Origin of the sequence: Nonomuraea sp. NPDC050556 (assembly GCF_044457355.1) — a bacterium.
Taxonomy (GTDB): Bacteria; Actinomycetota; Actinomycetes; order Streptosporangiales; family Streptosporangiaceae; genus Nonomuraea.
This window is the reverse complement of the sequence record NZ_JBITGU010000001.1, coordinates 1,588,784-1,612,276: the sequence shown is the minus strand read 5'-3', so window position 1 is coordinate 1,612,276 and position 23,493 is coordinate 1,588,784. Positions and strand designations below refer to the sequence as shown.

The 23,493-nt window shown below is 71.1% G+C and carries 18 protein-coding genes and 1 pseudogene; 9 read left to right on the top strand and 10 right to left on the bottom strand.

Annotation, left to right across the window (positions count from 1 at the left end; genetic code table 11):
• Positions 1-11 precede the first annotated feature (11 nt).
• From xylB to ACIBG8_RS08195, 3 genes are read left to right on the top strand one after another with little or no spacing between them, the layout of a single operon-like run.
• Positions 12-1,379: a xylulokinase gene (xylB, locus tag ACIBG8_RS08205; RefSeq protein WP_397341889.1), complete on the top strand. Its 1,368-nt coding sequence runs from the start codon at positions 12-14 to the stop codon at positions 1,377-1,379.
• 2 nt (positions 1,380-1,381) lie between these two features.
• Positions 1,382-2,530, top strand: coding sequence for a xylose isomerase (gene xylA / locus ACIBG8_RS08200; protein ID WP_397341888.1), 1,149 nt, complete (start codon positions 1,382-1,384; stop codon positions 2,528-2,530).
• On the top strand, positions 2,517-3,668 hold the full coding sequence (locus tag ACIBG8_RS08195) for an ROK family protein (RefSeq protein WP_397341887.1): 1,152 nt from the start codon (positions 2,517-2,519) through the stop codon (positions 3,666-3,668). The genes xylA and ACIBG8_RS08195 overlap by 14 nt, the downstream gene beginning before the upstream one ends.
• On the opposite strand, the pseudogene ACIBG8_RS08190 reads toward ACIBG8_RS08195, so the two are convergent.
• The 10 genes and pseudogenes from ACIBG8_RS08190 to ACIBG8_RS08145 all read right to left on the bottom strand — a co-directional run.
• Positions 3,582-4,541: pseudogene (locus ACIBG8_RS08190) on the bottom strand (alkaline phosphatase family protein); the annotation flags it as partial. The gene ACIBG8_RS08195 and the pseudogene ACIBG8_RS08190 overlap by 87 nt on opposite strands.
• Positions 4,502-4,666, bottom strand: coding sequence for a hypothetical protein (locus ACIBG8_RS08185; protein WP_397343956.1), 165 nt, complete (start codon positions 4,664-4,666; stop codon positions 4,502-4,504). The gene ACIBG8_RS08185 and the pseudogene ACIBG8_RS08190, both read right to left, overlap by 40 nt.
• A gap of 4 nt (positions 4,667-4,670) precedes the next feature.
• Entirely contained in the window at positions 4,671-4,964 is a 294-nt protein-coding gene (locus ACIBG8_RS08180) for a UbiA family prenyltransferase (protein ID WP_397341886.1), read from the bottom strand.
• 45 nt (positions 4,965-5,009) lie between these two features.
• The gene (locus tag ACIBG8_RS08175) at positions 5,010-6,161 is read right to left on the bottom strand and encodes an inositol-3-phosphate synthase (RefSeq protein WP_397341885.1); all 1,152 of its coding nucleotides are present in this window, start codon (positions 6,159-6,161) and stop codon (positions 5,010-5,012) included.
• Between the two features lie 8 nt (positions 6,162-6,169).
• Complete coding sequence (locus ACIBG8_RS08170) at positions 6,170-7,177, bottom strand: sugar phosphate isomerase/epimerase family protein (protein WP_397341883.1); 1,008 nt, start codon at positions 7,175-7,177, stop codon at positions 6,170-6,172.
• A complete protein-coding gene (locus ACIBG8_RS08165) occupies positions 7,174-8,343 on the bottom strand; it encodes a Gfo/Idh/MocA family protein (RefSeq protein WP_397341882.1) in 1,170 nt (389 codons plus the stop codon). Before ACIBG8_RS08165 ends, ACIBG8_RS08170 begins: the two co-directional genes overlap by 4 nt.
• The gene (locus tag ACIBG8_RS08160) at positions 8,340-9,407 is read right to left on the bottom strand and encodes an ABC transporter substrate-binding protein (RefSeq protein ID WP_397341881.1); all 1,068 of its coding nucleotides are present in this window, start codon (positions 9,405-9,407) and stop codon (positions 8,340-8,342) included. Before ACIBG8_RS08160 ends, ACIBG8_RS08165 begins: the two co-directional genes overlap by 4 nt.
• Before the next feature lie 26 nt (positions 9,408-9,433).
• Complete coding sequence (locus ACIBG8_RS08155) at positions 9,434-10,411, bottom strand: ABC transporter permease (RefSeq protein ID WP_397341879.1); 978 nt, start codon at positions 10,409-10,411, stop codon at positions 9,434-9,436.
• Positions 10,408-11,895: a sugar ABC transporter ATP-binding protein gene (locus ACIBG8_RS08150; protein WP_397341878.1), complete on the bottom strand. Its 1,488-nt coding sequence runs from the start codon at positions 11,893-11,895 to the stop codon at positions 10,408-10,410. The genes ACIBG8_RS08155 and ACIBG8_RS08150 overlap by 4 nt, the downstream gene beginning before the upstream one ends.
• Before the next feature lie 252 nt (positions 11,896-12,147).
• A complete protein-coding gene (locus ACIBG8_RS08145; protein ID WP_397341877.1) occupies positions 12,148-13,452 on the bottom strand; it encodes an ROK family protein in 1,305 nt (434 codons plus the stop codon).
• Between the two features lie 356 nt (positions 13,453-13,808).
• Here ACIBG8_RS08145 and ACIBG8_RS08140 point away from each other — a divergent pair, with 356 nt between their 5' ends.
• The 6 genes from ACIBG8_RS08140 to ACIBG8_RS08115 all read left to right on the top strand — a co-directional run bounded on the left by ACIBG8_RS08140 (position 13,809) and on the right by ACIBG8_RS08115 (position 23,471).
• The gene (locus ACIBG8_RS08140) at positions 13,809-15,062 is read left to right on the top strand and encodes an ROK family protein (RefSeq protein WP_397341876.1); all 1,254 of its coding nucleotides are present in this window, start codon (positions 13,809-13,811) and stop codon (positions 15,060-15,062) included.
• Between the two features lie 242 nt (positions 15,063-15,304).
• Positions 15,305-20,449: a ThuA domain-containing protein gene (locus ACIBG8_RS08135; protein WP_397343910.1), complete on the top strand. Its 5,145-nt coding sequence runs from the start codon at positions 15,305-15,307 to the stop codon at positions 20,447-20,449.
• 74 nt (positions 20,450-20,523) lie between these two features.
• Positions 20,524-21,159 carry a hypothetical protein gene (locus ACIBG8_RS08130; protein WP_397341875.1) on the top strand — a complete coding sequence of 212 codons (636 nt, stop codon included), beginning with the start codon at positions 20,524-20,526 and terminating at the stop codon, positions 21,157-21,159.
• A 58-nt stretch (positions 21,160-21,217) separates the two neighbouring features.
• Positions 21,218-22,204, top strand: coding sequence for a hypothetical protein (locus ACIBG8_RS08125; protein ID WP_397341874.1), 987 nt, complete (start codon positions 21,218-21,220; stop codon positions 22,202-22,204).
• Positions 22,204-22,884, top strand: a complete 681-nt coding sequence (locus ACIBG8_RS08120) for a hypothetical protein (RefSeq protein WP_397341873.1) — start codon at positions 22,204-22,206, stop codon at positions 22,882-22,884. Before ACIBG8_RS08125 ends, ACIBG8_RS08120 begins: the two co-directional genes overlap by 1 nt.
• Complete coding sequence (locus ACIBG8_RS08115) at positions 22,881-23,471, top strand: hypothetical protein (RefSeq protein WP_397341871.1); 591 nt, start codon at positions 22,881-22,883, stop codon at positions 23,469-23,471. The genes ACIBG8_RS08120 and ACIBG8_RS08115 overlap by 4 nt, the downstream gene beginning before the upstream one ends.
• Positions 23,472-23,493: the final 22 nt, after the last annotated feature.

Sequence of the window (23,493 nt, the reverse complement as noted above, 5' to 3'; positions counted from 1 at the left end):
AAAATAGGGGCATGCTGGTAGCAGGCGTGGATTCGAGCACGCAGAGCACCAAGGTCGTCCTGTGCGACGCCGCCACGGGCGAGGTCGTGGAGAGCGCCTCCGCCCCCCATCCCGACGGCACCTCCTGCCCTCCGCAAGCCTGGTGGCGTGCGCTCCAGGCAGCCGGTGACGGTCTGCTGGAACGTGCCGCCGCCGTCTCGGTCGCCGGACAGCAGCACGGCATGGTGGCCCTCGACGGTGACGGGGAGGTCGTCCGCGACGCCCTCCTGTGGAACGACACCCGTTCCGCCGCCGCCGCCCGGTCGCTGGTCGCCGAGCTGGGCGGGCCGGAGGTCTGGGCCCGTACGGCTGGCAGCGTCCCGACGGCGTCCTTCACCGTCACCAAGCTTCGCTGGCTCGCCGAGCACGAGCCAGACCATGCCGCCCGCACCGAGTCGGTCCTGCTGCCGCACGACTGGCTGACCTGGCGGCTCGGCGCGACCGTCCCGGCCACCGACAGGGGTGACGCCTCGGGAACCGGCTACTTCTCACCCGCCGCCGGGGCCTGGCTGCCGGACTACGTGAAGGCGGCCATCGGGCGGGAGCTGGCGCTGCCGCGCGTCGCCGGGCCCGGCGAGGTCGTCGGGGAGACGCCGTGGGGCGCGGTGCTCGGCGCGGGGACGGGCGACAACATGGCGGCCGCGGTCGGGCTCGGCCTGCGCCCCGGCGACGTGGTCGTCTCCCTCGGCACCTCGGGGACCGCCTTCACCGTCAGCGACACCCCCGCCGCCGATCCCAGCGGCGCCGTCGCCGGGTTCGCCGACGCGACCGGCCGCTTCCTGCCGCTGGTCTGCACGCTCAACGCGGCCCGGGTGCTGACCTCGATGGCCGCCATGACCGGCGCCACCCTCGAGGAGCTGTCGGCGCTGGCGCTGCGGGCGGAGCCGGGCGCGGGCGGGCTGACCCTGTTGCCCTATCTGGACGGCGAGCGGACGCCGAACCGCCCCGGCGCGGACGGCGTGCTGCGCGGCCTGACCACCGGGAACGCCACGCGGGAGAACATGGCGCGCGCCGCCGTGGAGGGCATGCTGGCAGGCCTCGCTGAGGCCGCATCCCGCCTGGGCGCGGCACCGGAGCGGATCGTGCTGATCGGCGGGGCCGCCTCCAGCGAAGCCGTACGCCGGATCGCACCCACCGTGTTCGGGCTGCCCGTCGCGGTGCCGGAACCGGCTGAGTACGTGGCCCTGGGAGCGGCCCGCCAGGCGGCCTGGGCGCTGACGGGAACGCCGCCCGTCTGGCCGGAAGCCCCCTACAAGATCTTCACCGGCGATGAGCAGCCGGTGATCCGCCGCCGGCATGCCGAGCTTCGCGATGCCACCCTCTCCTGGAATGAGGACTGACCATGACCTACGACCCGACCCCCGAGGACCGGTTCTCCTTCGGCATCTGGACGGTCGGCTGGGCCGCGCAGGACGTGTTCGGCTCCGCGACGCGCGCGCCGATGCCGGCCGAGCGTGCCGTGCACAAGCTCGCCGAGATCGGCGCCTACGGCGTCAACTTCCACGACAACGACGTGTTCGCCTTCGACGAGTCCGACCGCGACGAGCGGGTGGGTGCCTTCCGCAAGGCGCTGGAGGAGACGGGCCTGGTGGTCACGACCGCCACCACCAACCTGTTCGCCCACCCGGTCTTCAAGGACGGCGGCTTCACCTCCAACGACCGCGAGGTGCGCCGGTACGCGATCGCCAAGGTCCTCCGCAACATCGACCTCGCGGCCGAGCTCGGCGCGCGCACCTACGTGTGCTGGGGCGGCCGCGAGGGCGCGGAGTCCGGCGCGTCCAAGGACATCAGGGCCGCTCTCGACCGGTACAAGGAGGCCTTCGACATCCTCGGCTCCTATGTCCTGGAGAAGGGCTACGATCTGCGCTTCGCCATCGAGCCGAAGCCGAACGAGCCGCGCGGCGACATCATCCTGCCGACCATCGGCCACGCCCTGGCCTTCATCAACGAGCTGGAGCACCCCGAGCTGGTCGGACTCAACCCGGAGGTCGGGCACGAGGAGATGGCCGGGCTGAACTTCGCCCACGGCATCAGGCAGGCGCTGTGGCACGGCAAGCTCTTCCACATCGACCTGAACGGCCAGCACGGCCCCCGCTACGACCAGGACCTGCGGTTCGGCGCGGGGAACGTCGAGGGCGCCTTCTGGACGGTCGACGCCCTGGAGTCCAGCGACTACGACGGCCCCATCCACTTCGACTTCAAGCCGCCGCGCACCGAGGACGACGAGGGCGTGTGGGAGTCGGCACGCGGATGCATGCGCAACTACCTGATCCTCAGGGGCAAGGTCAGGGCGTTCCGCGCCGACCCGGAGGTCGTCGAGGCGCTGGCCGCGGCGCGGGTGGACGAGCTGGCCGTTCCGACGCTGGCCGAGGGGGAGGATTGGCGTACCCTGCGTGCTATGACTCCAGACCTGGACGCCCTCGCCGCCCGCGGCATGGCGTTCGAGCGGCTCGACCAGCTCGCCATCGAGCACCTGTATGGCGTTCGCTGACGGTCACGCGACCTCGGCGACCGTACGCAGGCACAACGCGAGCCTCGTCCTGGCGCAGGTCAGGGAGCACGGCACCCGCTCGCGAGCCGACCTGGCCCGCGACACCGGGCTGGTCAAGGCCGCCATCACGAGCATCGTCGCGGATCTGATCGAGGCCGGTCTCCTCACCGAGACCGGCCTGGCCCCCGCCAACGGCAGGGGCCGCCCGATGATGTTGCTGACCCTGGACGGCGGGCCGGCCGTGGCGCTGGGCATCGAGGTCAACGTGGACTTCCTCAACGCGGTGGCCGTCACGCTGGGTGGCGAGGTCGTGCTGAGCGAACGGCTGGCCGTACGGTCACCGACGCCCGTGGAGGCCCGCGCGGCGATCGTGGCGATCGCCGAGGGGCTGGGCCGCCCGCTGCTCGGGGCGTGCATCGCGGTCCCCGGGCTGGTGGACCCGGACACCGCGACCGTACGGCACGCGCCCAACCTGCACTGGCGCGACGTCCGCGTCGCCGACTGGCTGCCCGGCGGCGTGGCATGTGACAACGACGCCAACCTGGCCGTCGTCGCCGAGCACCGCAGGGGCGCGCCCGCCGACTCCGCCTATCTCACCGGCACGGTCGGCGTCGGCGCCGGGCTCCTCCTGGACGGCCGCGTCTACCGTGGCGGTTTCGGCTACGCGGGCGAGATCGGCCACATGCGGATCGCCGGGAACGACGCCTTGTGCGGCTGCGGCCGTACGGGCTGCTGGGAGGCCGTCGTCGGCCTGGAGACGCTGCACGGCCGGGTCGCCCCAGGAGAGCGCGGCACCTACGACGAGAAGGTCGCGCTGCTGCTGGCCCGCGCCACGTCGGGCGACCCCGCCACCCTCGCAGCGCTGCGCGACCACGGCACGTGGCTCGGCCGGGGCGCTGCCGCGCTGCTCAACCTGCTCAACCCGCGCGCGCTCATCCTCGGCGGCTTCTTCGCCGTCCTGGCCCCCTGGTTCCTGGAGACCCTGCGCGCCGAGCTGGACGCGCACGTCCTCGCCGCCGATCTCGCACCCTGCGACCTGCGCCTGTCGACCCTAGGCGTCACCGCCGCCTCCCTGGGCGCGGCCGACCTGGTGCTCAACCAGGTCTTCGCCGACCCCCTCCGCTTCCTGACCGCCTGACAGGGCGAGATCCAGCAGGAAGTCCTTGATCTCCAGCGCCTCGAACCGCTCCCTGACCGCCGAGGGGTCGGAGCAGAGCAGGACGGGGGCGTCCCGGGGCTCGGCGGGCAGGAGCCCGTGCGAGCCGCGGATCGCCGCGGCCCCCGCGTCCAGGCCGACGACGTTCATGACGTAGCGCAGACCGGCCTTCTTGCGCGCGAGCGCCCACGCGGCGCGGGCCTTGGCGGCTCCGGGAGCCGCGGGATCGAACAGGAGCTCGGCCGGGTCGTAGCCGGGTTTCCTGTGGATCTCCACCACGCGGGCGAAGTCGGGCGCCATGGCGTCGTCGAGCCAGTAGTAGTAGGTGAACCAGGCGTCGGGCTCGGCCAGCAGGACCAGCTCGCCGGAGCGGGGATGGTCCAGGCCGTACGCCCGCTTGCCCTCCTCGCCGAGCACCTCGCCCACGCCGGGAACCGACCGGCACACCTCGGCGACGGCCGCGACGTCGGCGGGGTCGCGCACGTAGACGTGGGCCACCTGGTGGTCGGCGACGGCGAAGGCGCGGGAGGTCCAGGGGTCGAGGTATTCCATGCCGTCCTGGGTGTGCACGCGCAGGAGCCCGGCGGTACGCAGGGCCCGGTTGACGTCGACGGGGCGTGACACGTCGGTGATGCCGTACTCGGACAGGACGACCACGGTCCTGCCTTGGGCAGCGGCCGCGTCCAGGAGCGGCGCGAGGACGGCGTCGAGTTCCGCGGCGGCGGCGGCGGAGCGCGGGTCGGAGGGGCCGTAGCGCTGCAGGTCGTAGTCGAGGTGGGGGATGTAGGCGAGGGTGAGGTCGGGGTCGCGGGTGGTCATGACGTGCTGGGTGGCGCGGCAGATCCGGTCAGGAGATAGGTGTGGGCGGCGACCGTCGAGGCAGCGGGAAGAGCGGCGGACACCGAGCGAGCCCCCAGGAGCACGTCGAGACCGCGGCACAGCGCCATCGCGCCCGGCCCGGCGGCGGTGTTCTTGGCCACCAGGTCATAGGCCCAGACCGCGGCGGCGAGCGTCCCGGCGACCGCCAGCGATCGGCGCCCCCCCGGACAGCCAGGCCGCACCCAGCCCGGCCGCGGTGAGACCGGCCGCGATCCCCAGGGCGGCGGACGCCGGGATCCGGCCGGACGGGATGGGCCGTTCCGGCCGCTCGACGGCGTCGAGGTCGCGGTCGGCCCAGTCGTTGGCGGCCATACCGGCCCAGTAGAGGCAGACGGAGGAACACGCGAGCCCGAGCGTGCGCGGGCCGAGCGACCCGCTCGCCGCGGCCCCGGCCAGCACGTCGCCGGGAACGGAGAGCGCGGACGAGTTCCAGCACGTCGCGGATCATCGGGAGGCGTCCGGCTGGGCCACAGAAGCGGCGAAGGCGAGCAGCTCGCGCCACTGGTCGGCGAGCGCGTGCGGCACCTCGCCGAGCGGATCCTTGAAGAAGAACGCCAGCTCGCCCAGCTCCCCGACCCGGCCCGCTCGGTGGGCGGCCGACGTCAGCCGGGCGAGGTCGAGGATCAGCGGGGCGGCGAGCGCCGAGTCGCACCCGTGCCAGGTGAACTCCATGCGCATCGAAGTGCCGAGGAACCCTTCGAAGGTGACGAGGTCCCAGGCGGTCTTGAAGTCCCCGAGCTCCTCCAGGTAGTCGATGCGGGTGTCTCCCTGCGGGGTGTAGCCGAGCGTCTCGGCCAGCACCCGCTGCTTGCTCCGCGCCTTGGCGGCGTTGGCGTCCGGGTGCGCGAGGTTGGCCCCGTCGCCCCCGCCGAGCAGGTTGACCCCGGACCAGGACCTCACCTTCAGATGCCGCTGGGCGAACATCGGCGCGAGCACCGACTTGACGAGCGTCTCGCCCGTCTTGCCGTCATGCCCGCCGTACGGCAGGCCGCGTTCCCGCGCCAGCGCGGCCAGCGCGGGCAGGCGGGCGCCGGTCGACGGCGTGAAGTCGACGTACGGGCATCCGGCGAGGAAGGCGGCGTAGGCCGCCAGCGAGCTGGCGGGCAGGACCGGTTCAGGACAGGCCAGCGCGTCCCGCAGCACGTCGAGGTCGTGATGGGCCGGGTGCGGCGGCGGCGCCGGCTCGGTGGTCGACACGTTGATGACCACGACGCGGTCCAGGGAGTGCCGCTCGCGGAAGGCGTCGAGGTCAGCGGCGATCGCCAGGGCCGTGTCCGCCTGGGTGCCGCCCTCCGGCAACGGCAGGACGTCCGCCTCGATCGCGGCGAGCTCGTCCTCCACGGCCCGCACGACGGCCGCAGGGACGATCCCCGCCTCGGCCAGGGCGGCCGCCTTCTTGGCGAGCGTGAGCACGCAGACGTCGTGCCCGCCGAAGGTCAGGTCGCCCAGGCCGGGAAGAGCGTGGTGGCGCAGGGCGGGTGACTCCAGCACGCAGCCGGTCGGCTCGGCGATCCCGGCGCGTGTCGCGAGCGCTCCGATCATGCTGGTGACGGCGACCGAGCCTCGTGCCCCGATCAACCACACTCCGGTACTCATGTGGGCTCCTATTCGGCGGAGAAGGCCGCGTCGAAGGACGCGGCGGGCGGGGTGATCGCGTTGAGGCGCTGGATGAAGGCCAGGGCCTCCGGCGCGCCGTCGAGGCGGTCCATCCCCGCGTCCTCCCACTCGATGGAGATGGGGCCCGCGTAGCCGATGGCGTTGAGCGCGCGGAAGCAGTCCTCCCAGGGCACGTCGCCGTGGCCCGTAGACACGAAGTCCCAGCCGCGCCGCAGGTCCGCCCACGGCAGATGGGACGACAGGCGGCCACGCCGCCCGTTGCCCGTGCGGACCTTGGCGTCCTTGCAGTCCACGTGGTAGATCCGGTCGGCGAAGTCGAGGATGAACCCCGCCGGATCCAGGTCCTGCCACACCATGTGGGAGGGGTCCCAGTTCAGGCCGAACGCCGCCCGGTGGCCGATGGCCTCCAGGGTGCGGACGGTGGTGTGGTAGTCGTAGGCGATCTCGCTCGGGTGGACCTCGTGGGCGAACCGGACCCCTTCGGCGTCGAAGACGTCCAGGATGGGGTTCCAGCGGTCGGCGAAGTCCTGGTAGCCGGCGTCGATCATCGACTCGGGCGCGGGCGGGAACATCGCGACGGCCTTCCAGATCGAGGAGCCGGTGAACCCGATCACGGTGTCCACGCCGAGGAGGCGGGCCGCGCGGGCGGTGTCCTTGACCTCCTCCGCAGCCGCCCGCCGTACCTCCTCAGGGTCACCCGTGCCCCACAGGCGCGCGGGAAGGATGCCCTGGTGGCGCACGTCGATCGGATCGTCGCAGACGGCCTGGCCGACCAGGTGCGTGGAGATGGCCCACACCTTCAGGTCGTGCTTGGCCAGCGTCTCCAGCTTGCGCGGGACGTAGCCGGGATCGGCGAGGGCCAGGCCCACGTCGAAGTGGTCGCCCCAGCACGCGATCTCCAGCCCGTCGTATCCCCACTGGGACGCCAGGCGGCAGACCTCTTCGAACGGCAGATCGGCCCACTGGCCGGTGAAAAGGGTGATCGGACGGGTCATCGGTCCCTCACGGTGACGTATCGGCTGTCGGATGCCGCGCTGGCCTCGACGGCGGCGAGAACCTGCTGGACGGCGAGGCCGTCGGCGAACGACGGGGGCGGGTCCACGCCCTCCGCGACGGCGACGAGGAAGTCGCGTACCTCGTGGACGAAGGAGTGCTCGTAGCCGAGCCCGTGCCCCGGCGGCCACCAGGCTCCTGCGTAGGGGTGGTCGGCCTCGGTGACGATGATCCTGCGGAACCCGCCCTCGGCCGCCGGAAGCGTGTGGTCGTGGAACCACAGGTCGTTCATCGCCTCGAAGTCGAAGAAGAGGCTGCCGTCCGAGCCGTTGACCTCCAGGCGCAGCGCGTTCTTCCGCCCCGAGGCGAAGCGGGTGGCCTCGAAGGAGCCCAGCGCCCCGCCGCGGAACCGCCCGGTGAACAGCGCGGCGTCGTCCACCGTCACCGGGCCGGTCCCGGCCGAGGTCGTCCCGCCCGTCAGGCCGGAGGACGTCTCGGCCAGAGGCCGCTCCTTGACGAACGTCTCGGTCATCCCGGACACCCCGGCCAGCAGGTCGCCGACGACGAACTGGGCGGTGTCGATGATGTGCGCGCCGATGTCGCCGAGCGCGCCCGATCCCGCCCTGTCCTTCTGCAACCTCCAGACGAGGGGGAAGGCGGGATCGACGATCCAGTCCTGGAGGTACTGCCCGCGCACGTGGTGGATGGTCCCCAGCCGCCCCTGCTCGACGAAGCGCCGGGCGAGGGCGACGGCGGGAACGCGCCGGTAGTTGAAGGCGACCATGGCCCGCACCCCGGACTGGGCGGCCTTGGCCGCGGCGGCGGCCATGGCCTCCGCCTCCTCCACGGTGTTGGCCAGGGGCTTCTCGCAGATCACGTGCTTGCCCGCGTCCAGAGCCGCGATCGCGATCTCGGCGTGCGAGTCGCCTGGCGTGCAGATGTCGATGATGTGGATGTCGTCGCGCTCCAGCAGGCGCCGCCAGTCGGTCTCGCTGGAGGCCCAGCCGAGCCGCCGGGCGGCGGCCTCGGTCCTGACCGGGTCCCGTCCGGCGATTGCCGCCATGACAGGAGTTACCGGAAGGTCGAAGAAGGCGGCGACGCTCCGCCACGCCTGGGAGTGGGCCCGCCCCATGAAGGCGGAACCCACCAGGCCCACTCCCAAGGTCATGATTCGAACCCCAGCGGCAGGTACTCGTCGGCGTTGTCCTTGGTGACGGTCTCCGAGGCGAGCGTGATGGACTGGGGCACCTGCTGCTCGACCAGGTCGCTCATACCCTTGCCCTGGGCGATCAGGCGGGCCAGCTTGATCGCCGAAGAGGCCATGGTCGGGCTGTAGGTGACGGTCGCCTCCAGCACCGAGGTTCCGGCCTTGATGTCGCGCATCGCGTTGGCCGAGCCCGCACCGCCGACCATGAAGAACTCCTTGCGCCCCGCCTCGTTGATCGCGGCCAGCACGCCGATGCCCTGGTCGTCGTCGTGGTTCCAGATGGCGTCGATCTTCTTGTGCGCCTGGAGGAGGTTGACGGCGACCTTGCTGCCCGACTCCACGGTGAAGGCGGCGTCCTGCTGCGCGGTGACGGTGAAACCGTACGTCTTCAGCGCGTCGGCGAAGCCCTTGCTGCGGTCCTGGGTCAGCGGCAGCGTGGCGATTCCCTGGATCTCCAGGATGACCGGGCTGGCGACGCCCTTGTCCTTGAGCTTCTTGCCGATGTAGTGGCCCGCGGCCACACCCATGCCGTAGTTGTCGCCGCCGATCCAGGTCCGGTAGGACAGCTTGTCGGGGAAGACCCGGTCGAGGTTGATGACCGGGATCCCGGCGTCGGTGGCCTTGCGCGCCACCTGGTTGAGCTGCTCGCCGTCGTTGGGCAGGATCACCAGCGCGGCGACCTTCTGCTGGATCAGCGACTCGACGGCCGAGATCTGCTGGTTGATGTCGTTGGTCGGCTCGACGGCCTTGAACTCCACGTCGCTGTACTGCTGCGCCGTCGCTGTGGCGTTCTTCGCGATCGCGGAGATCCAGCCGTGGTCGGCGGCCGGTGCGGAGAAACCGATGACGACCTTGGTGCCTGGCTTGTCGTTGTCCCCGCCTGCGGCGGCCGCGACCGGAGCGGCGGACTTGGCGGTCTCGGAAGGGGTGTTGCTGGTGCAGGCCGCGGTGAGCAGGCCCGCGCCGACCACGGCGCTGCCGAACAGGAAGCCGCGCCTGGCCAGCGGGTCGGGCTTGGAGGACATGTCTTCTCCTTGGGGTTGGGTGGTGCTCAGGCCGTCGATGTGCGCTGCTGGAGCAGCACGGCCGCGACGATGATGAGGCCCTTGGCGATCAGCTGCGCGCTGGTGTCCAGGCCGTTGAGAATGAACAGGTTGGTGATGACGGTGAGGATCACCAGGCCGAGGATCGAGCCCATGAGGGTGCCCCGGCCGCCGGACAGCAGGGTGCCGCCGATGATGACCGCGGCGATGGCGTCGAGCTCGTACAGGTCGCCGTGGGTGGAGGAACCCGTGGTGGTGCGGGCCATGATGATGACCGCGGCGACCCCGCAGCAGAACCCGGACAGCGCGTACAGCAGCGCACGGTGGCGGCGCACGTTGATGCCCGCCAGCCGCGCTGCCTCCGGGCTGCCGCCCACGGCGTACGTGCGACGGCCGAAGGTCGTCCGGTTGAGCAGCACCCAGCCGGCGGCCACGATCGCCGCGAACAGGAAGACCAGCAGCGGCACGCCGAGGATGTGGGTCGTGGACAGGTCCACCAGGGCGGTGTTGTCGCCCGTGACGAGCTGGGTCCTGCGGTCCGACAGCCGCTGGGCGAGCCCGCGCGCGGCGACCAGCATGGCCAGGGTCGCGATGAAGGGGACGATCTTCCCGTAGGCGATGAGCAGCCCGTTGACCAGGCCGGCCCCGGTGCCCACGAGGATCGCGCAGACCGCCATGACGACGGGGCCGAACTCCTGCGTCGCCACCGTGGTGGCCCACACCGAGGCCAGCGCCATGACGGCGCCCACCGACAGGTCGATGCCGCCGCCGATGATGACGAAGGTCGCCCCGACGGTGATGACGCCGATCGTCGAGGCCAGCGCCAGCACGCTGATGAGGTTGGACGAGGTCGCGAAGGTGTCCGGGGCGCTGATCGTCCCGATCGCCAGCAGGATGACCAGCCCGGCGACGAGCCCGCTGTGCGGGAAGGCACGCAGGATCGCCAGGGGTGCGCGTCGGGGCTCGGCGGTCGCCGTGTCACTCATGCCGCTCGCCTTCCTTCCATGATCATGTCGAGGATCGCGTGCTCGTCGAGGTCCTCGGAGTGGGCTGCGTGGATGACCTCGCCCTCGCGGATCACCAGGACGCGGTCGGCCAGGCCGAGCACCTCCGGTATCTCGCTGGAGACGAGGAGGACGGCGACGCCGGTGTCGGCCAGCCGCCTGATCACGGCGTAGAGCTCGGCGCGCGCGCCGATGTCGACGCCGCGGGTCGGCTCGTCCAGGATCAGGAGCTTGCGGCCGTCGATGAGCCAGCGCGCGATGACGGCCTTCTGCTGGTTGCCGCCCGACAGCGTGCGTATCGTGCGCTGCGGGTCGGGAGGACGGATGTCGAAGTCCCTGACCAGCTGCTCCGCGTCGCGGCGCTCGGCGGCCCGGTCGATCCAGCCGAAGCGGGCGTAGCGGTGCAGGGACGGCAGGGTGATGTTGCGCAGGACGCTCTGGTCGAGCAGCAGCCCCTGGGTCTTGCGCTCCTCGGGGGCCAGCCCCATCCCGAGCCTGACCGCCTGGTCGGGGCCGCCGCGCACCTTCGCGCCCTCGAGCTCGACGGTGCCGGACGCCCGCCGCGCCCCGTAGACCGCTTCGAGGATCTCCGAGCGGCCGGATCCGACCAGCCCCGCCAGCCCGACGATCTCCCCGGCCCGGACGTCGAAGGAGACGTCGCGGAAGTGCCCGGCCAGGGACAGGCCGCTCACGCTCAGGACCGTGGGCCGGTCGTCGAAGGTGTCCCTGCCCGGTTTCCGGGGGAAGACGTGCTCCACCGAGCGGCCGGTCATCAGCGACACCAGCTGCGAGGTGGGCGTGGCGCGGGCGTCGAGGCCGGTCGCGACCGTCCGCCCGTCCTTGAGTACGGTCACCCGGTCGCCGATCGCGCGGATCTCCTCCAGCCGGTGGGAGATGTAGACGACGGCGACGCCCTGCGCGGTGAGCTCGCGGATGATCCGGAACAGGTTGTCGGTCTCGTCCTGGGCGAGGGCCGCCGACGGCTCGTCCATGATGATCAGCCGGGTGGAGTAGGACAGCGCGCGGGCCATGCTCACGATCTGCTGGGCGGCGGCGGGCAGCGAGCCGACCGTCGCCGACGGCCGGAGTTCCGGATGGCCGAGCCGCGAGAGCAGGTCGTGGGCCGCGCCCTCGGCGCTGGAGGGCCGGGTGAACCCGAAGCGCGCCCGCTCGTGGCCGAGGTAGATGTTCTCGGCGACGCTGAGCCCGTGCACGAGGTCGAGCTCCTGGTAGATGGTGGCGATCCCCAGCCGCAGCGCCGCGATGGGCGAGCCGAGCGTCACCTCCTGCCCGGCGAACTCGATCGTGCCCTCGTCGGGCCGGTGCGCCCCGGCGAGCGTCTTGATCAGGGTGGACTTGCCGGCTCCGTTCTGGCCCAGCAGGCAGTGCACCTCACCGGCGCGGACATCGAGGTCGACGCCGTCCAGGGCGCGCACTCCGGGGAACTGCTTGACGATTCCCCTCATGACCAGAAGGCCCGGGGAGGGTGGGGTTGGCTGCGGCACGGAAGGCTCCAGGGTTGTGTTGCCGGCCGGGGGAGATCCCGTCCGTCTGACGCGGCCGGTTTGGCACCGCGGCGCCGGCATCGAAGTCGGCGGGAACGATGTCGGCGCTGCGCCGGATGGTCAGACGGACGGGACGTGGGGGGCTGCCCGGTTTTTGGCAGCGCTGAATACAGCGATTGGCTCTACGGCCAGGGAAGGGCGATTTCTACGGCGTCATCGCAGTTCGTCTTCTTTGGTGTGCAGGTGAGCGATGGAAGTGGGGTCGGACAGGACGCGGTCGACGCTGAGGCCGGCCGCGCCGCGGGAAGCGGCGCCGAATCCGAGGTCGGATGCCATGAAATGGCAGCGGCCCGCGGTTTCCGCGATGCAGAGCCTGTTCAGTTCCGCTTCGGCGACCGGGATGATCTGGTCGCCGAAGCGGGCGAAATAGCCGCCGAGCACGATCACTCGCGGGTTGAAGAGGTTGACGAGCAGCGCGGCGCCGCGCCCGAGCCACGTGCCCACCTCGGCGACGGCGGCGTCGACCCGGGGGTCGCCGTCGTCGCGGCGCTGTTCTATCTCGGCGAGCCGTTCCTCCGGGTCGCGCACGATGTGCTGGTGCGTTCCATAGGCCCGCTCCGGGGTGACCATGCGCACCAGCGCCGCGAGGCCCACCTTGGTCTCCCAGCAGCCGATGCGGCCGCAGCCGCACCGCACGCCGTCCGGGTCGACCCTGATGTGGCCGAGCTCGCCGGCGAAGCCGTCCGCCCCGCTGATGAGCTGGCCGTTGGAGATGATGCCGCCGCCGACACCCACCTCGCCGGTCAGGTAGACCAGGTCTCCCGTGCCCGCCGCCACTCCCGAGGTGTACTCGGCCATCGCGGCGAGGTTGGCGTCGTTGTCCACGGCGAAGGGCGCGGTCGTGGGGATGCCGGCCTCCCGCAGGCGTTCGACCAGCGGGACGTCGCGCCACCCCAGGTTCGGGGCGAAGACGACGGTGCCGGTGGCGGTGTTGATGAGGCCGGGGACCGCGACCGTGACGCCGGCGGGTGACGCCCCGAGACGGTCGAGGTCGGTCACGGCCCGTCCGATCATCCTCACCAGCTCGTCGAGCGACCGTTCCGGGCCTGAGCCCATGGCGTCGAAGCTGATCCTGCGGTCGATGAGGATGCGGCCCGCCAGGTCGGTGGCGATGGCGGCGATGTAGTCGACGTTGACCTCCAGGCCGAGCGCGCCGACCTTCGAGCCGTCGAGGGTCAGGGCGAGGCTGGGGCGCCCGACGGCGCCGGCGTGCTGGGGGCCGGTCTCCTTGATGAGGCCGCGGGACTGGAGCTCGCTCACGAGGCTGGTGACGGTCGTCTTGTTCAGGCCGGTGTGCATCGCGAGGACGGAGCGCGAGCACGGCCCGTGGTCGGAGATGTGGCGGAGCACGAGGGAGAGGTTGGACCGGCGCACCGTGGCCTGGTCCGAGGGGGCAGGCGCGGAACGCCAGGAACCCGTCGGGCCGGAGGCGCGGGTGCCGGGCCAGCTGTGCTTCACGCTTCTCCCTCATTAGTTTGTACGGCTGGCCGAACTAAACACGCGGAAGTTGTTTCGAGCAAGACCCAGAACGCCTCTCCGCGTGTAACGTTCTCGTAACTTGATGATCTTGAATGGCGACCTGCGAATACTTTGTCTTTTTCGCCGGGAAATCGGATGAGTCTGTGCAGCAAATGACGGCTGTGTTAAGAATCCGATTAGTCGACGGCAGCGACAAAAGGGACGAACGTCCCTGGTCTGCTGAGTTCGGGAGATGCCAACTCGTTACGGACTCCAGGAGTGCAGGGTCGGACATCTCCGTGCTACAACATCGATTAGTTGATCGCGAAGACAAACAAAGGGAGGGGTGACGGCACGTGAAGCACAGTCCTGCTCCGGTGGGTCAAGCGGCGCTGCGCCGGGCGAACCTCTCGCTCGTGCTGCGCGAGCTGCGGGACCACCCGTCCCTGTCCCGCGCCCACATCGCCGAGGTGACCGGGCTGCACCGGGCCACCGTCTCCAACCTCATGGCCGAGCTCCTGGAACGGCGGCTCGTGCGGGAGGTCGGCGTCGAGCACGTCGGGGCGATCGGACGTCCCAGGCGGGCGGTCGCGCTGTACGGCGAGCACGTCGGCGCCCTCGGCATGGAGATCAACGTCGACTACATCGCGGTTCACGGCACCGACCTCAGCGGCCGGGTCCTGGTCGAGCGCCGGGTGGCCTACGACGCCATGGGCAGCGGCCAGGACAGCGCCGTGCGCCGCCTCGGGCTCGCGGCCAGGGAGGCCGTGGAGGCGATGCGGCGCGCCGGAGCCGTCCCCGCCGGCATCGCGGTGGCGGTCCCCGGGCTGGTGGACGTGACGCGCGGCACCGTGACCCTCGCGCCGAACCTCTACTGGCACGACGTGCCCCTGGCCGACCAGCTGAGCACCATGCTCGGCCCGCTGGGCGCGCCGGTGTGGGTGGACAACGACGCGAACCTCTCCGCGCTGGCCGAGTACACCTCCGGTGTCGCCGCCGGCACGCCGTACCTGGTCTATCTCACCGGCGAGGTGGGCGTCGGCGGCGGCATCATCCTGGGCGGCGAGCTCCTGCGTGGAGCCGACGGGTACTCGGGTGAGGTCGGGCATCTGCAGGTGGACCCCAACGGCGACCAGTGCGGCTGCGGCCGCCTCGGCTGCTGGGAGACCAAGGTCGGCCTGGCAGCGCTCGTCCGCGCGGCCATGCCCGAGCAGGCCTACGGGTTGCCCGGCATGCCGGTGTCCGACCCCGACGAGCGGGTGGCCGACATCGCCAAGGGCCTGGCGGCGGGCGACCAGCGGATGGCGAGGGCGGTGGCGCAGGTGGGCGAGTGGCTCGGCCTCGGCGGCTCGATCCTGGCCAACCTGTTCAACCCGCGCGTGATCGTCATCGGCGGCTATTTCGCCTCCCTGGCCGAGTGGCTGCTGCCACACGCGCAGGACCAGCTGCGACGGCTCGTCGTGTCGGCGCCCATCGCCCAGTGCCGGTTCGTCGCCTCCACCCTCGGTTTCGGCGCCGCCTCGCGCGGCGCGGCGAACATGGTGGTCAACCACATCATCGACGACCCGGCGATGATCCTCGATCCACCGCCAGGACCGGCACTTCGCTGACGGTCCCCACAGACCTGGAGACGGCACCCTCCAGCAACCGCACCATCCCCGTACCACCCAGTGGCAACAAGCGCGGCGGCGCGCGCCTTGCCTGACATCTCCCCGGTCAGGAAGGTCCCCCCATGTCACCACGTCATCGAACGTGGGCCAGGCTGCTCGACGCGGCCTCCCCATCCAGCAGACGACGTCCCAGGCGTCGAACCGCGGCCACGATGGCCTTAGCCATCGTGGTCCCCTTGACCGTGCTCCTCGGGGCGCCGGCGAGCGTCGAGGCCGCCGCGGAGCCCGCGTTCAAGGTGCTCGTCTTCTCCAAAACGACCGGTTTCCGTCACGACTCCATCCCCGAGGGCATCGCGGCCGTGCAGAAGCTCGGCCAGGACAACAACTTCGCGGTCGACGCGACCGAGGACAGCACCCTGTTCACCGACGAGAACCTGGCGAAGTACCAGGCCGTGGTCTTCATGTCGACCACGGGCGACCCGCTGGGCACGCAGGAGCAGAAGGACGCCTTCCAGCGCTACATCCAGCGCGGCGGCGGCTTCGCCGGCGTCCACGCGGCGGCCGACAGCGGCTACTCGTGGGCCTGGTACGGCAAGCTGGTCGGGGCCTACTTCAAGCAGCACCCCGCGATCCAGCAGGCCACCGTCAAGGTCGAGGACCCGGCGCACCCCTCGACCAAGGACCTGCCGACCACCTGGACCCGCACCGACGAGTGGTACGACTACCAGGCGAACCCCCGTGGCACGGTCCACGTGCTGACCTCGATGGACGAGAAGTCCTACAGCGGCGCCACCATGGGCGCCGACCACCCGAACACCTGGTGCCAGGACTTCGACGGCGGCCGCTCGTGGTACACCGGGCTCGGTCACCTCAAGGAGAACTACAGCGAGCCCAACTTCCTGAAGCTGCTGCTCGGCGGCATCCAGACCGCCGCGGGTGCGGTCAAGGCCGACTGCTCGGCCTCGCAGAGCGCGAGCTTCCAAAAGGTCACGCTCGACGACAGCACCTCCAACCCGATGATGGTGGACGTCGCCAAGGACGGCCGGGTCTTCTACATCGACCGGCTCGGCGAGGTAAAGATCATCAAGCCCGCCGGTGGCACGGTGACCGCGGCCAAGCTCAACGTCTTCACCGCCAACGAGAGCGGGCTGCTCGGCCTGGCCCTCGACCCCGGCTTCGACACCAGCCACCAGGTGTACCTCTACTACTCGCCCACCGGGACGAACGTCGACCGGCTGAGCCGGTTCACCGTCACCGGCGACACCGTCGACCTGGCGAGCGAGAAGAAGATCCTCGACGTGCCCGTGCAGCGCGCCGAGTGCTGCCATCACGGCGGCGGCCTGGTGATGGACCCCAAGACCGGCAACCTGTGGCTGGGCACGGGCGACAACACCAACCCGTTCGCCTCCGACGGCTACTCGCCGCTCGACGAGCAGTCCGGCCGCGCCAGCTGGGACGCCCAGCGCACCGCGGGCAACACCAACAGCCTGAGCGGCAAGCTGCTGCGGATCCACCCCGAGGCCGACGGCACCTACACCATCCCGTCCGGCAACCTGTTCGCTCCGGGCACGGCGAAGACCAAGCCGGAGATCTACGGCATGGGCTTCCGCAACCCGTTCCGCATGGGCGTCGACCCCAAGACGGGCAACATCATGCTCGGCGAGTACGGTCCCGACGCCAACGCCGCGAGCTCCACCCGGGGCCCGCAGAACACCGTCGAGTGGAACCTGGTCTCCAAGCCGGGCAACTACGGCTGGCCGTACTGCGTCGGCAACAACACCCCCTACGTCGACTACAACTTCGCCACCAAGACGTCGGGGTCGCCGTTCAACTGCGCGGCGCCGGTCAACGAGTCGCCGAACAACGACGGCCTGACCAGCCTGCCGCCGGTGGTGCCCGCGACGATCTGGTACCACTACGCGGCGGACGCGCAGAACTTCCCCGAGCTGAGCGGGGGCGCGCCGATGGGCGGCCCGGTCTACCGCGCGGATCAGAACCTGCAGTCGGACGTGAAGTGGCCGGCCTACTGGGACGGCAAGGCCGTCTTCGGCGAGTGGAACAACGACAAGGTGTGGTCGTTCCAGCTCGACGAGAGCGGCGCCAAGCTCGTCGAGATGAACCCGATCCTCGGCTCCCTGACGTTCAAGAAGCCGATGGACATGAAGTTCGGCCCCGACGGGGCGCTGTACATGATCGAGTGGGGCTCCGGCTTCGGCGGTGACAACGCCGACTCCGGCGTCTACCGCATCGAGTACACCAAGGGCACCCGCCCGCCCATCGCCCGCGCCACGGCCGACAAGACCGACGGGCCCCTGCCGCTGGCCGTCACGTTCTCCAGCGAGGGCAGCAGGGACCCCGAGGGCAAGGCGCTCACCTACGCCTGGGACCTCGACGGCGACGGCGACACCGACTCCACCGACCCCGACCCCGCCTTCACCTACGACAGGGCCGGCACGTACGGCGTGGTCCTGACCGTCACGAACACCGACGGCAAGACCGCCACCGCCAGCCTGTCGATCAGCGCGGGCAACACCCGCCCCACCGTCACGGTGAACGTCCCGCCGAACGGCGCGTTCTTCGACTTCGGCGACCAGGTGAAGTTCAAGGTCACCGTCACCGACCCCGAGGACGGCACGATCGACTGCGACAAGGTCCAGATCCAGGCCATCCTCGGCCACGACAGCCACGGCCACCCGCTCGACCAGCTCAAGGGCTGCGAGGGCGTCCTGCAGACCCAGCAGGCGGGACACGGCGAGTACGACAACCTCTTCTACGCCATCGAGGCCAGCTACACCGACGCGGGAGCGGGCGACGCCAAGCCCCTGACCGGCCGGGGCCAGGTCATCCTGGAGCCCAAGCGCAAGCAGGCCGAGCACTTCACCCAGACCGGCCGGGTGGCCGACGGCAAGGGCACCGACGCGGCGGGCGTCCAGGCGGAGACCACCACCGACCCGAGTGGCGGTAACCAGCACGTCGCGTTCGTTCAGGACGGCGACTGGTGGTCGTTCGACCCGGTGAGCCTGTCGAACGTCACCGCGATCCGGTTCAGGGCCTCGGCGGGCGGCCCCGGCGCGACCATCCAGGTCCGTGCGGGCAACCCAGAGACCGGCGCGCTGGTCGGCTCGGCCGCTGTGGCGCCCACCGGCGGCTGGCAGACGTTCACCGACGTCACGCTCAACCTGACCAGCCCGCCTGCCGCGAGCGGGCCGCTGTACTTCGTCGTGCGCAAGCCGGCGAGCGCCGCCGACAACGCCTACCTGGCCAACGTCAACTGGGTCGACTTCGTCGGCAAGGGCGCCACGGAGAACCAGCGTCCCGTCGTCACCGCGACGGCGACCCCGACGGCGGGCGTCGCCCCGCTGAAGGTCGACTTCAAGACGACGGCCACCGACCCGGAGGGCGACCCGGTCACCTACAAGTGGAACTTCGGGGTCACCGGCGCACCGCAGCCCACCACCGCCGACGCGAGCTACACCTACACCGCGCCGGGCAACTACACCGCCGTGGTGACCGTGACCGACGACAAGGGCTCCTCGGCCACCGCCCAGGTCCCGATCAAGGTGGACGCGCCGGCCACGGTGTGCTTCACCGGCCGCTCCGACGACTTCCTGGGCGACCAGCTCAACCGCGACCGCTGGTCGGTCATCAGGGAGAACCAGGACCTCAAGGTCGCGGACGGCAAGCTCGTGATCCCGACCTCGACCACCGACATCTACAGCACGGGCGGCAACACGACCAACATCGTCGTGCAGCCCGCGCCGTCCGGGGCCTGGACCGCAACCGCCAAGCTCACGCTGGACGCGCGTGACGCCTACCAGCAGGCGGGCCTGGTCATCTACGGCAACGACGACAACTACGCCAAGATGGTGCTCCAGGCGCGGTCGACCTCGGGCTCGAACCACGCCAGCCGCATCTTCCAGTTCATCAGGGAGGAGAACGGCGCCCCGAACGAGGTGTCGCAGAGCAACACGGCCAACCTCGGGGACGCCTACCCCGACACGGTCTACGTGCGCTTCGTCAGCGACGGCACCAACATCACCGCCCACTACTCCTCCGACGGCACCACGTTCACCGCGATGCCGGAGACCAAGGCGCTCGCCGGGATCACCAACCCGAAGATCGGCTTCCTCTCGCTGGCCGGGTCCAACCACCCGGTGGTGAACGCCTCCTTCGACTGGTTCCACATCACGCCGGACGACAAGGCCACGGCCCCGGACCCGAACGACGAGTTCGACGGCACGGCCCTGGACTCCTGCCGCTGGAACGCGATCGTGCGCCCCGACGCCACGGCGGCGCGCGTGAGCGGCGGCAAGCTGGAGCTCGACACCACCAAGGGCGACATCTACGGGACCGACAACAGCGGCCCGAAGAACTTCATCCTGCAGAAGGCGCCGGACGGCGACTGGACGCTGGAGACCAAGGTGGACGGCTCGGCCCTCAGCGAGCAGTACCAGCAGGGCGGCCTGATGGTGTACGCCGGGGACGACGACTACGTGAAGCTCGACTTCCTCACCACCAACGCCGCCGGCTCGGCGCCGGCCCGGACCATCGAGCTGCGCAGCGAGGTCGGCGGAACCGTGCAGAACCCGCAGCCGCAGGTGAACAACCTCACCACCGGCGTGTGGTGGCTGCGCCTGAAGAAGGACGGCGGCAGCTTCACCGGCTCCTACTCCTCCGACGGCACCACCTGGACCGACCTGGCGTCCCCGGTGACGAACAGCGCGGTCGCGACCGGCTCGAAGGCGGGCGTGTTCACCGTCGGCACCAACCAGGCGGCGTCGAAGACGGTCGTGTTCGACTACTTCCACCTGGCCAAGGGCGGCGCCGACCGGACCGCCCCGGTGACGACGGCGACGACGGATCCCGAGAGCGGCCCGTTCACCGGTCCTGTCTCGGTCACGCTGAAGGCCGTCGACGAGAGCGGCGGCAGCGGGGTCGGCAGGACCGAGTACCAGCTCGACGGCGGCGCGTGGACCGCCTACACGGCGCCGGTCGCCGTCACCGGCGACGGGCAGCACGCGCTGCTCTACCGCTCGGCCGACAGGGCGGGCAACGTCGAGGAGACCAAGACGCTCACGCTGACCATCTCCTCGGCGCAGGTCAAGCTGACGGTCACCGCGTCCTCCCGCTGCATCGGCACCTCGGCGTACGTGGCGGTCACGGCCGTCAACGGCTCCGACGTCCCGGCGACGGTGACGCTGACCACCCCGTACGGCTCGAAGACCGTGGCCGACGTGGCCCCGGGCAAGCAGGCGTACCAGTCCTTCAACAGCCGGGCCGGGCAGATCGCCGCGGGCACGGTAAGCGTCAAGGGGACGGCGACGATCGGCGGGCGGCCGGTCACCACGTCCTACGACGCCGCCTACCCGGCGCTCAGCTGCCGCTGACCGCACCAGCAGAACCGGGGCCGGCCGTACGTCTCGTCGGTCGGCCCCGTTCCCCCCATCGATGGAGCAATCACATGAAACTCACCAGGACTTCGCGGACCCTCGCCGTGGCGGTGATGGGTGCCGCGCTCGTCGGCGTCGCCGTCGCCGGGCCCGCAGCGGCGGACGACGACCCGCCGAACGGCATCGACGTGTCGGTGACGATCGAGCCCAACACCACCCCGGGCGAGGTGTCCATGACCGTCGCGGACAACGACGGCGTGGCGCTGGCGGAGGAGGGCTCCAACGCCGCCGCCCGCCAGTTCGTCGGCGCGCTGCCGACGGTCACGGTGACCGACAGCCGCCGTCCGGAGGACATCCCCGCAGGTGACTTCTGGGCGGTCGTCGGCCAGGCGAGCGAGTTCACCGCGACGGGCACTGCCGCACCGCCCATCGGCCCGCAGTACCTGGGCTGGAAGCCGCGCCTGCTGAGCGACTCGCCCACCGGGGCCGTCCAGGCAGGCGAGCCCGTCTCCAGCGTCATCTCCGACGGCACGGGAGCGCCCAACGTCGGTCTGCAGGGCCAGGAACTGCTGGTGTCGACGGCGAACTCCGCCGAGGAGATCGGCAGCTGGCAGGTCAACGCAGACCTGGCCCTGCGAACCCCCGTCGACGTCGCGGCGGGCGAGTACCACTCGACGCTGACGCTGTCGCTGTTCAACCAGTCCTGACGCCATGTGGGCGTCCGGGACGCGTTCCGGACGCCCACGACGAGACCGGAGACCTCCGTTGTCCAGAAGCCGTTCACTCGCCGTGGGCGCGATCCTCCTGTTCGCCACGGTCGCGTTCGCCACCCCGTCCCACGCAGACACCACGTGGTCGGTGGTGCCCTCCAGCGCCGACGGTCCCGACGGGCGCGGCGTCATCGACCTCGAGCTCGCCGGTGGGCAGCAGGTGGTCGAGCACGTGGCGGTCGTCAACCGCTCCACCCAGCCGGTCGAGTTCGCGATCGACGCCAACGACGGTTACCTGACCGCCAAGGGCTACTTCGACATGCGGGTCTCGGACGCCGCTCCTACCGACGGGGGCGCGTGGGTGGAGGTTCCCGACAAGGTGATGATCGCCGCCGGAGCCACCTCCGTGGTGCCGGTGACGGTGTCGATCCCGCGGAACGCGACGCCGGGGGACCATCCCGTGGGCGTGACCGCGTCCCTGGACACCGTCTCCGGCCAGGTGCGGGTCCAGAACCGGGTGGGTGTCCGGATGAACATCCGCGTCACCGGCGAGTACGTGGCCAAGCTGACGGTTTCCGGCGTGCGGGCCGAGTACACGGGGTCGTGGAACCCGTTCGCGGCGGGGTCGGTCGAGGTGACGTACACCGTGACCAACGCGGGCAACGTGCGGGTGGTCACGGACAACAGCATCCTGACGTCCACGATCGCGGGGGACAGCCGCCAGGCTGACACGTCGGCGGTCAGGGCCAGGGAGATCATGCCCGGCGCCAGCCGTACGTTTTCCGCACAGGTGCACGGGGCTTGGCCGCTGGGGCCGATCGGGGCGACGATCTCGGCGGTACCGTCGCTCGCGGGCAAGCCGCTCCCGGGCGTCACCGCCCAGCGGGCGGCGGCCGTCGTCACTCTTTGGGCGCTGCCATGGTCGCAGCTCGCGCTGGTCGCGCTGCTCGTTCTCGCCTTCTTCGCCGTCCGGGGGATCCCCGCCTGGCGGCGCAGGCGCATCGAGAAGCTCATCCTGCGCCACCGGCCTCAGGAGGCGTGATGACGACCATCAGCAGGTCCAGGCAGCCGACGCCCGTACGGCGGGCGTCCCGTGACCGCGTGCTCGCCCTCCTGGCCGCGTTCGCGCTCGGCGCGGGTGGTGCGGTCTTCTGGATGACCCGGCCCGACTCGATCGAGCAGATGGCCGACAGGCTGCGCGCAGAGTCCGCCCTTCGGGACAAGGCGCAGATCAGGGCGCTCACGGAGGTGGCCCGCACCACGAGGGACCAGCTCATCCCCGTCCTCGACGGCCTGACCCGCGCCCTGCCAGCCGTCTCCACTGATGGTGTCGCTGGGCCGGGGGTCGTGTCCGTCGATGATGTCGCGGGCTGGCAGAAGGCCGCCGACGCGGCGGTCGAGGGCTTCGCTGACCCGCCGTCGGGGGAGACCGGCACCAACGTCGCGCGGTCGGGTCTCGCCTCGGCGGTGCGGCAGGTCGCCACGGCCGTCGACCTGTACGCAGCTGCGCGGACCATGACCGGATCGGCCCGCACCGCCGTCACCGACCTGGCTGTACGGCAACGCGCCGACGCGCTCTTCGCCTGGTCGGTCGGAGCCACAGCGCTCGACGCACTGAACGTCGAGGCGGGCTACGGCCACCAGCACGTGTTCCTACCGACAACACCCGGCGAAGGGGCGCTCACCCCGGACACCGAACCCGAGGGGAGTCACCACCCGTGAACAAAGCAGCCGCACATGTCGTCACCGTCCTGCTGGCCGGGCTCGCGCTGGTGCTCGGCGCACCGGCGGCCTCCGCCCACGGCGGGCCGATCGAGCTGGAGGTGACAGGGGACGGCGCCGACAACGTCAACGTGCTGGTGACGTACAAGAAGGACGGCCATCCCGTCACGGAGATCGTCGAGGCGACGCTGACCGCGACCTCGGCCGACGGCCGGTCCTTCGGCCCGGTGCCGCTCAGGTCGGCGCCGGAGGGCCAGAACCTCTACCGTGCGGCCGAACCGTTGCCGAGCGGGGAGTGGCGGGTCACCGTGAAGGCGACCGAGCCCGCGAAGGCGAAGAAGACGGTGAAGGTGACGGCGGGCGAGATCGCCTCCGCGCCCGCACCGACCCAGACCCCGACGCCGACCCAGGCCCAGGCACCGACAAAGGCCCCGACGTCGGGTAAGGCCGCCGCGGCCGTGGTGGACGACCCGGGCGCGACGGGCGCCCCCCTCAAGATCGGCATCATCGTCTTCGTAGCGCTCGCCGCTCTCACCGCCTGGATCGCCCTCGCCCGCCGCCACCACCGCGCGGTAACCCGGCGCTGAGAGCAGCTCCTTCGCGCCAAAC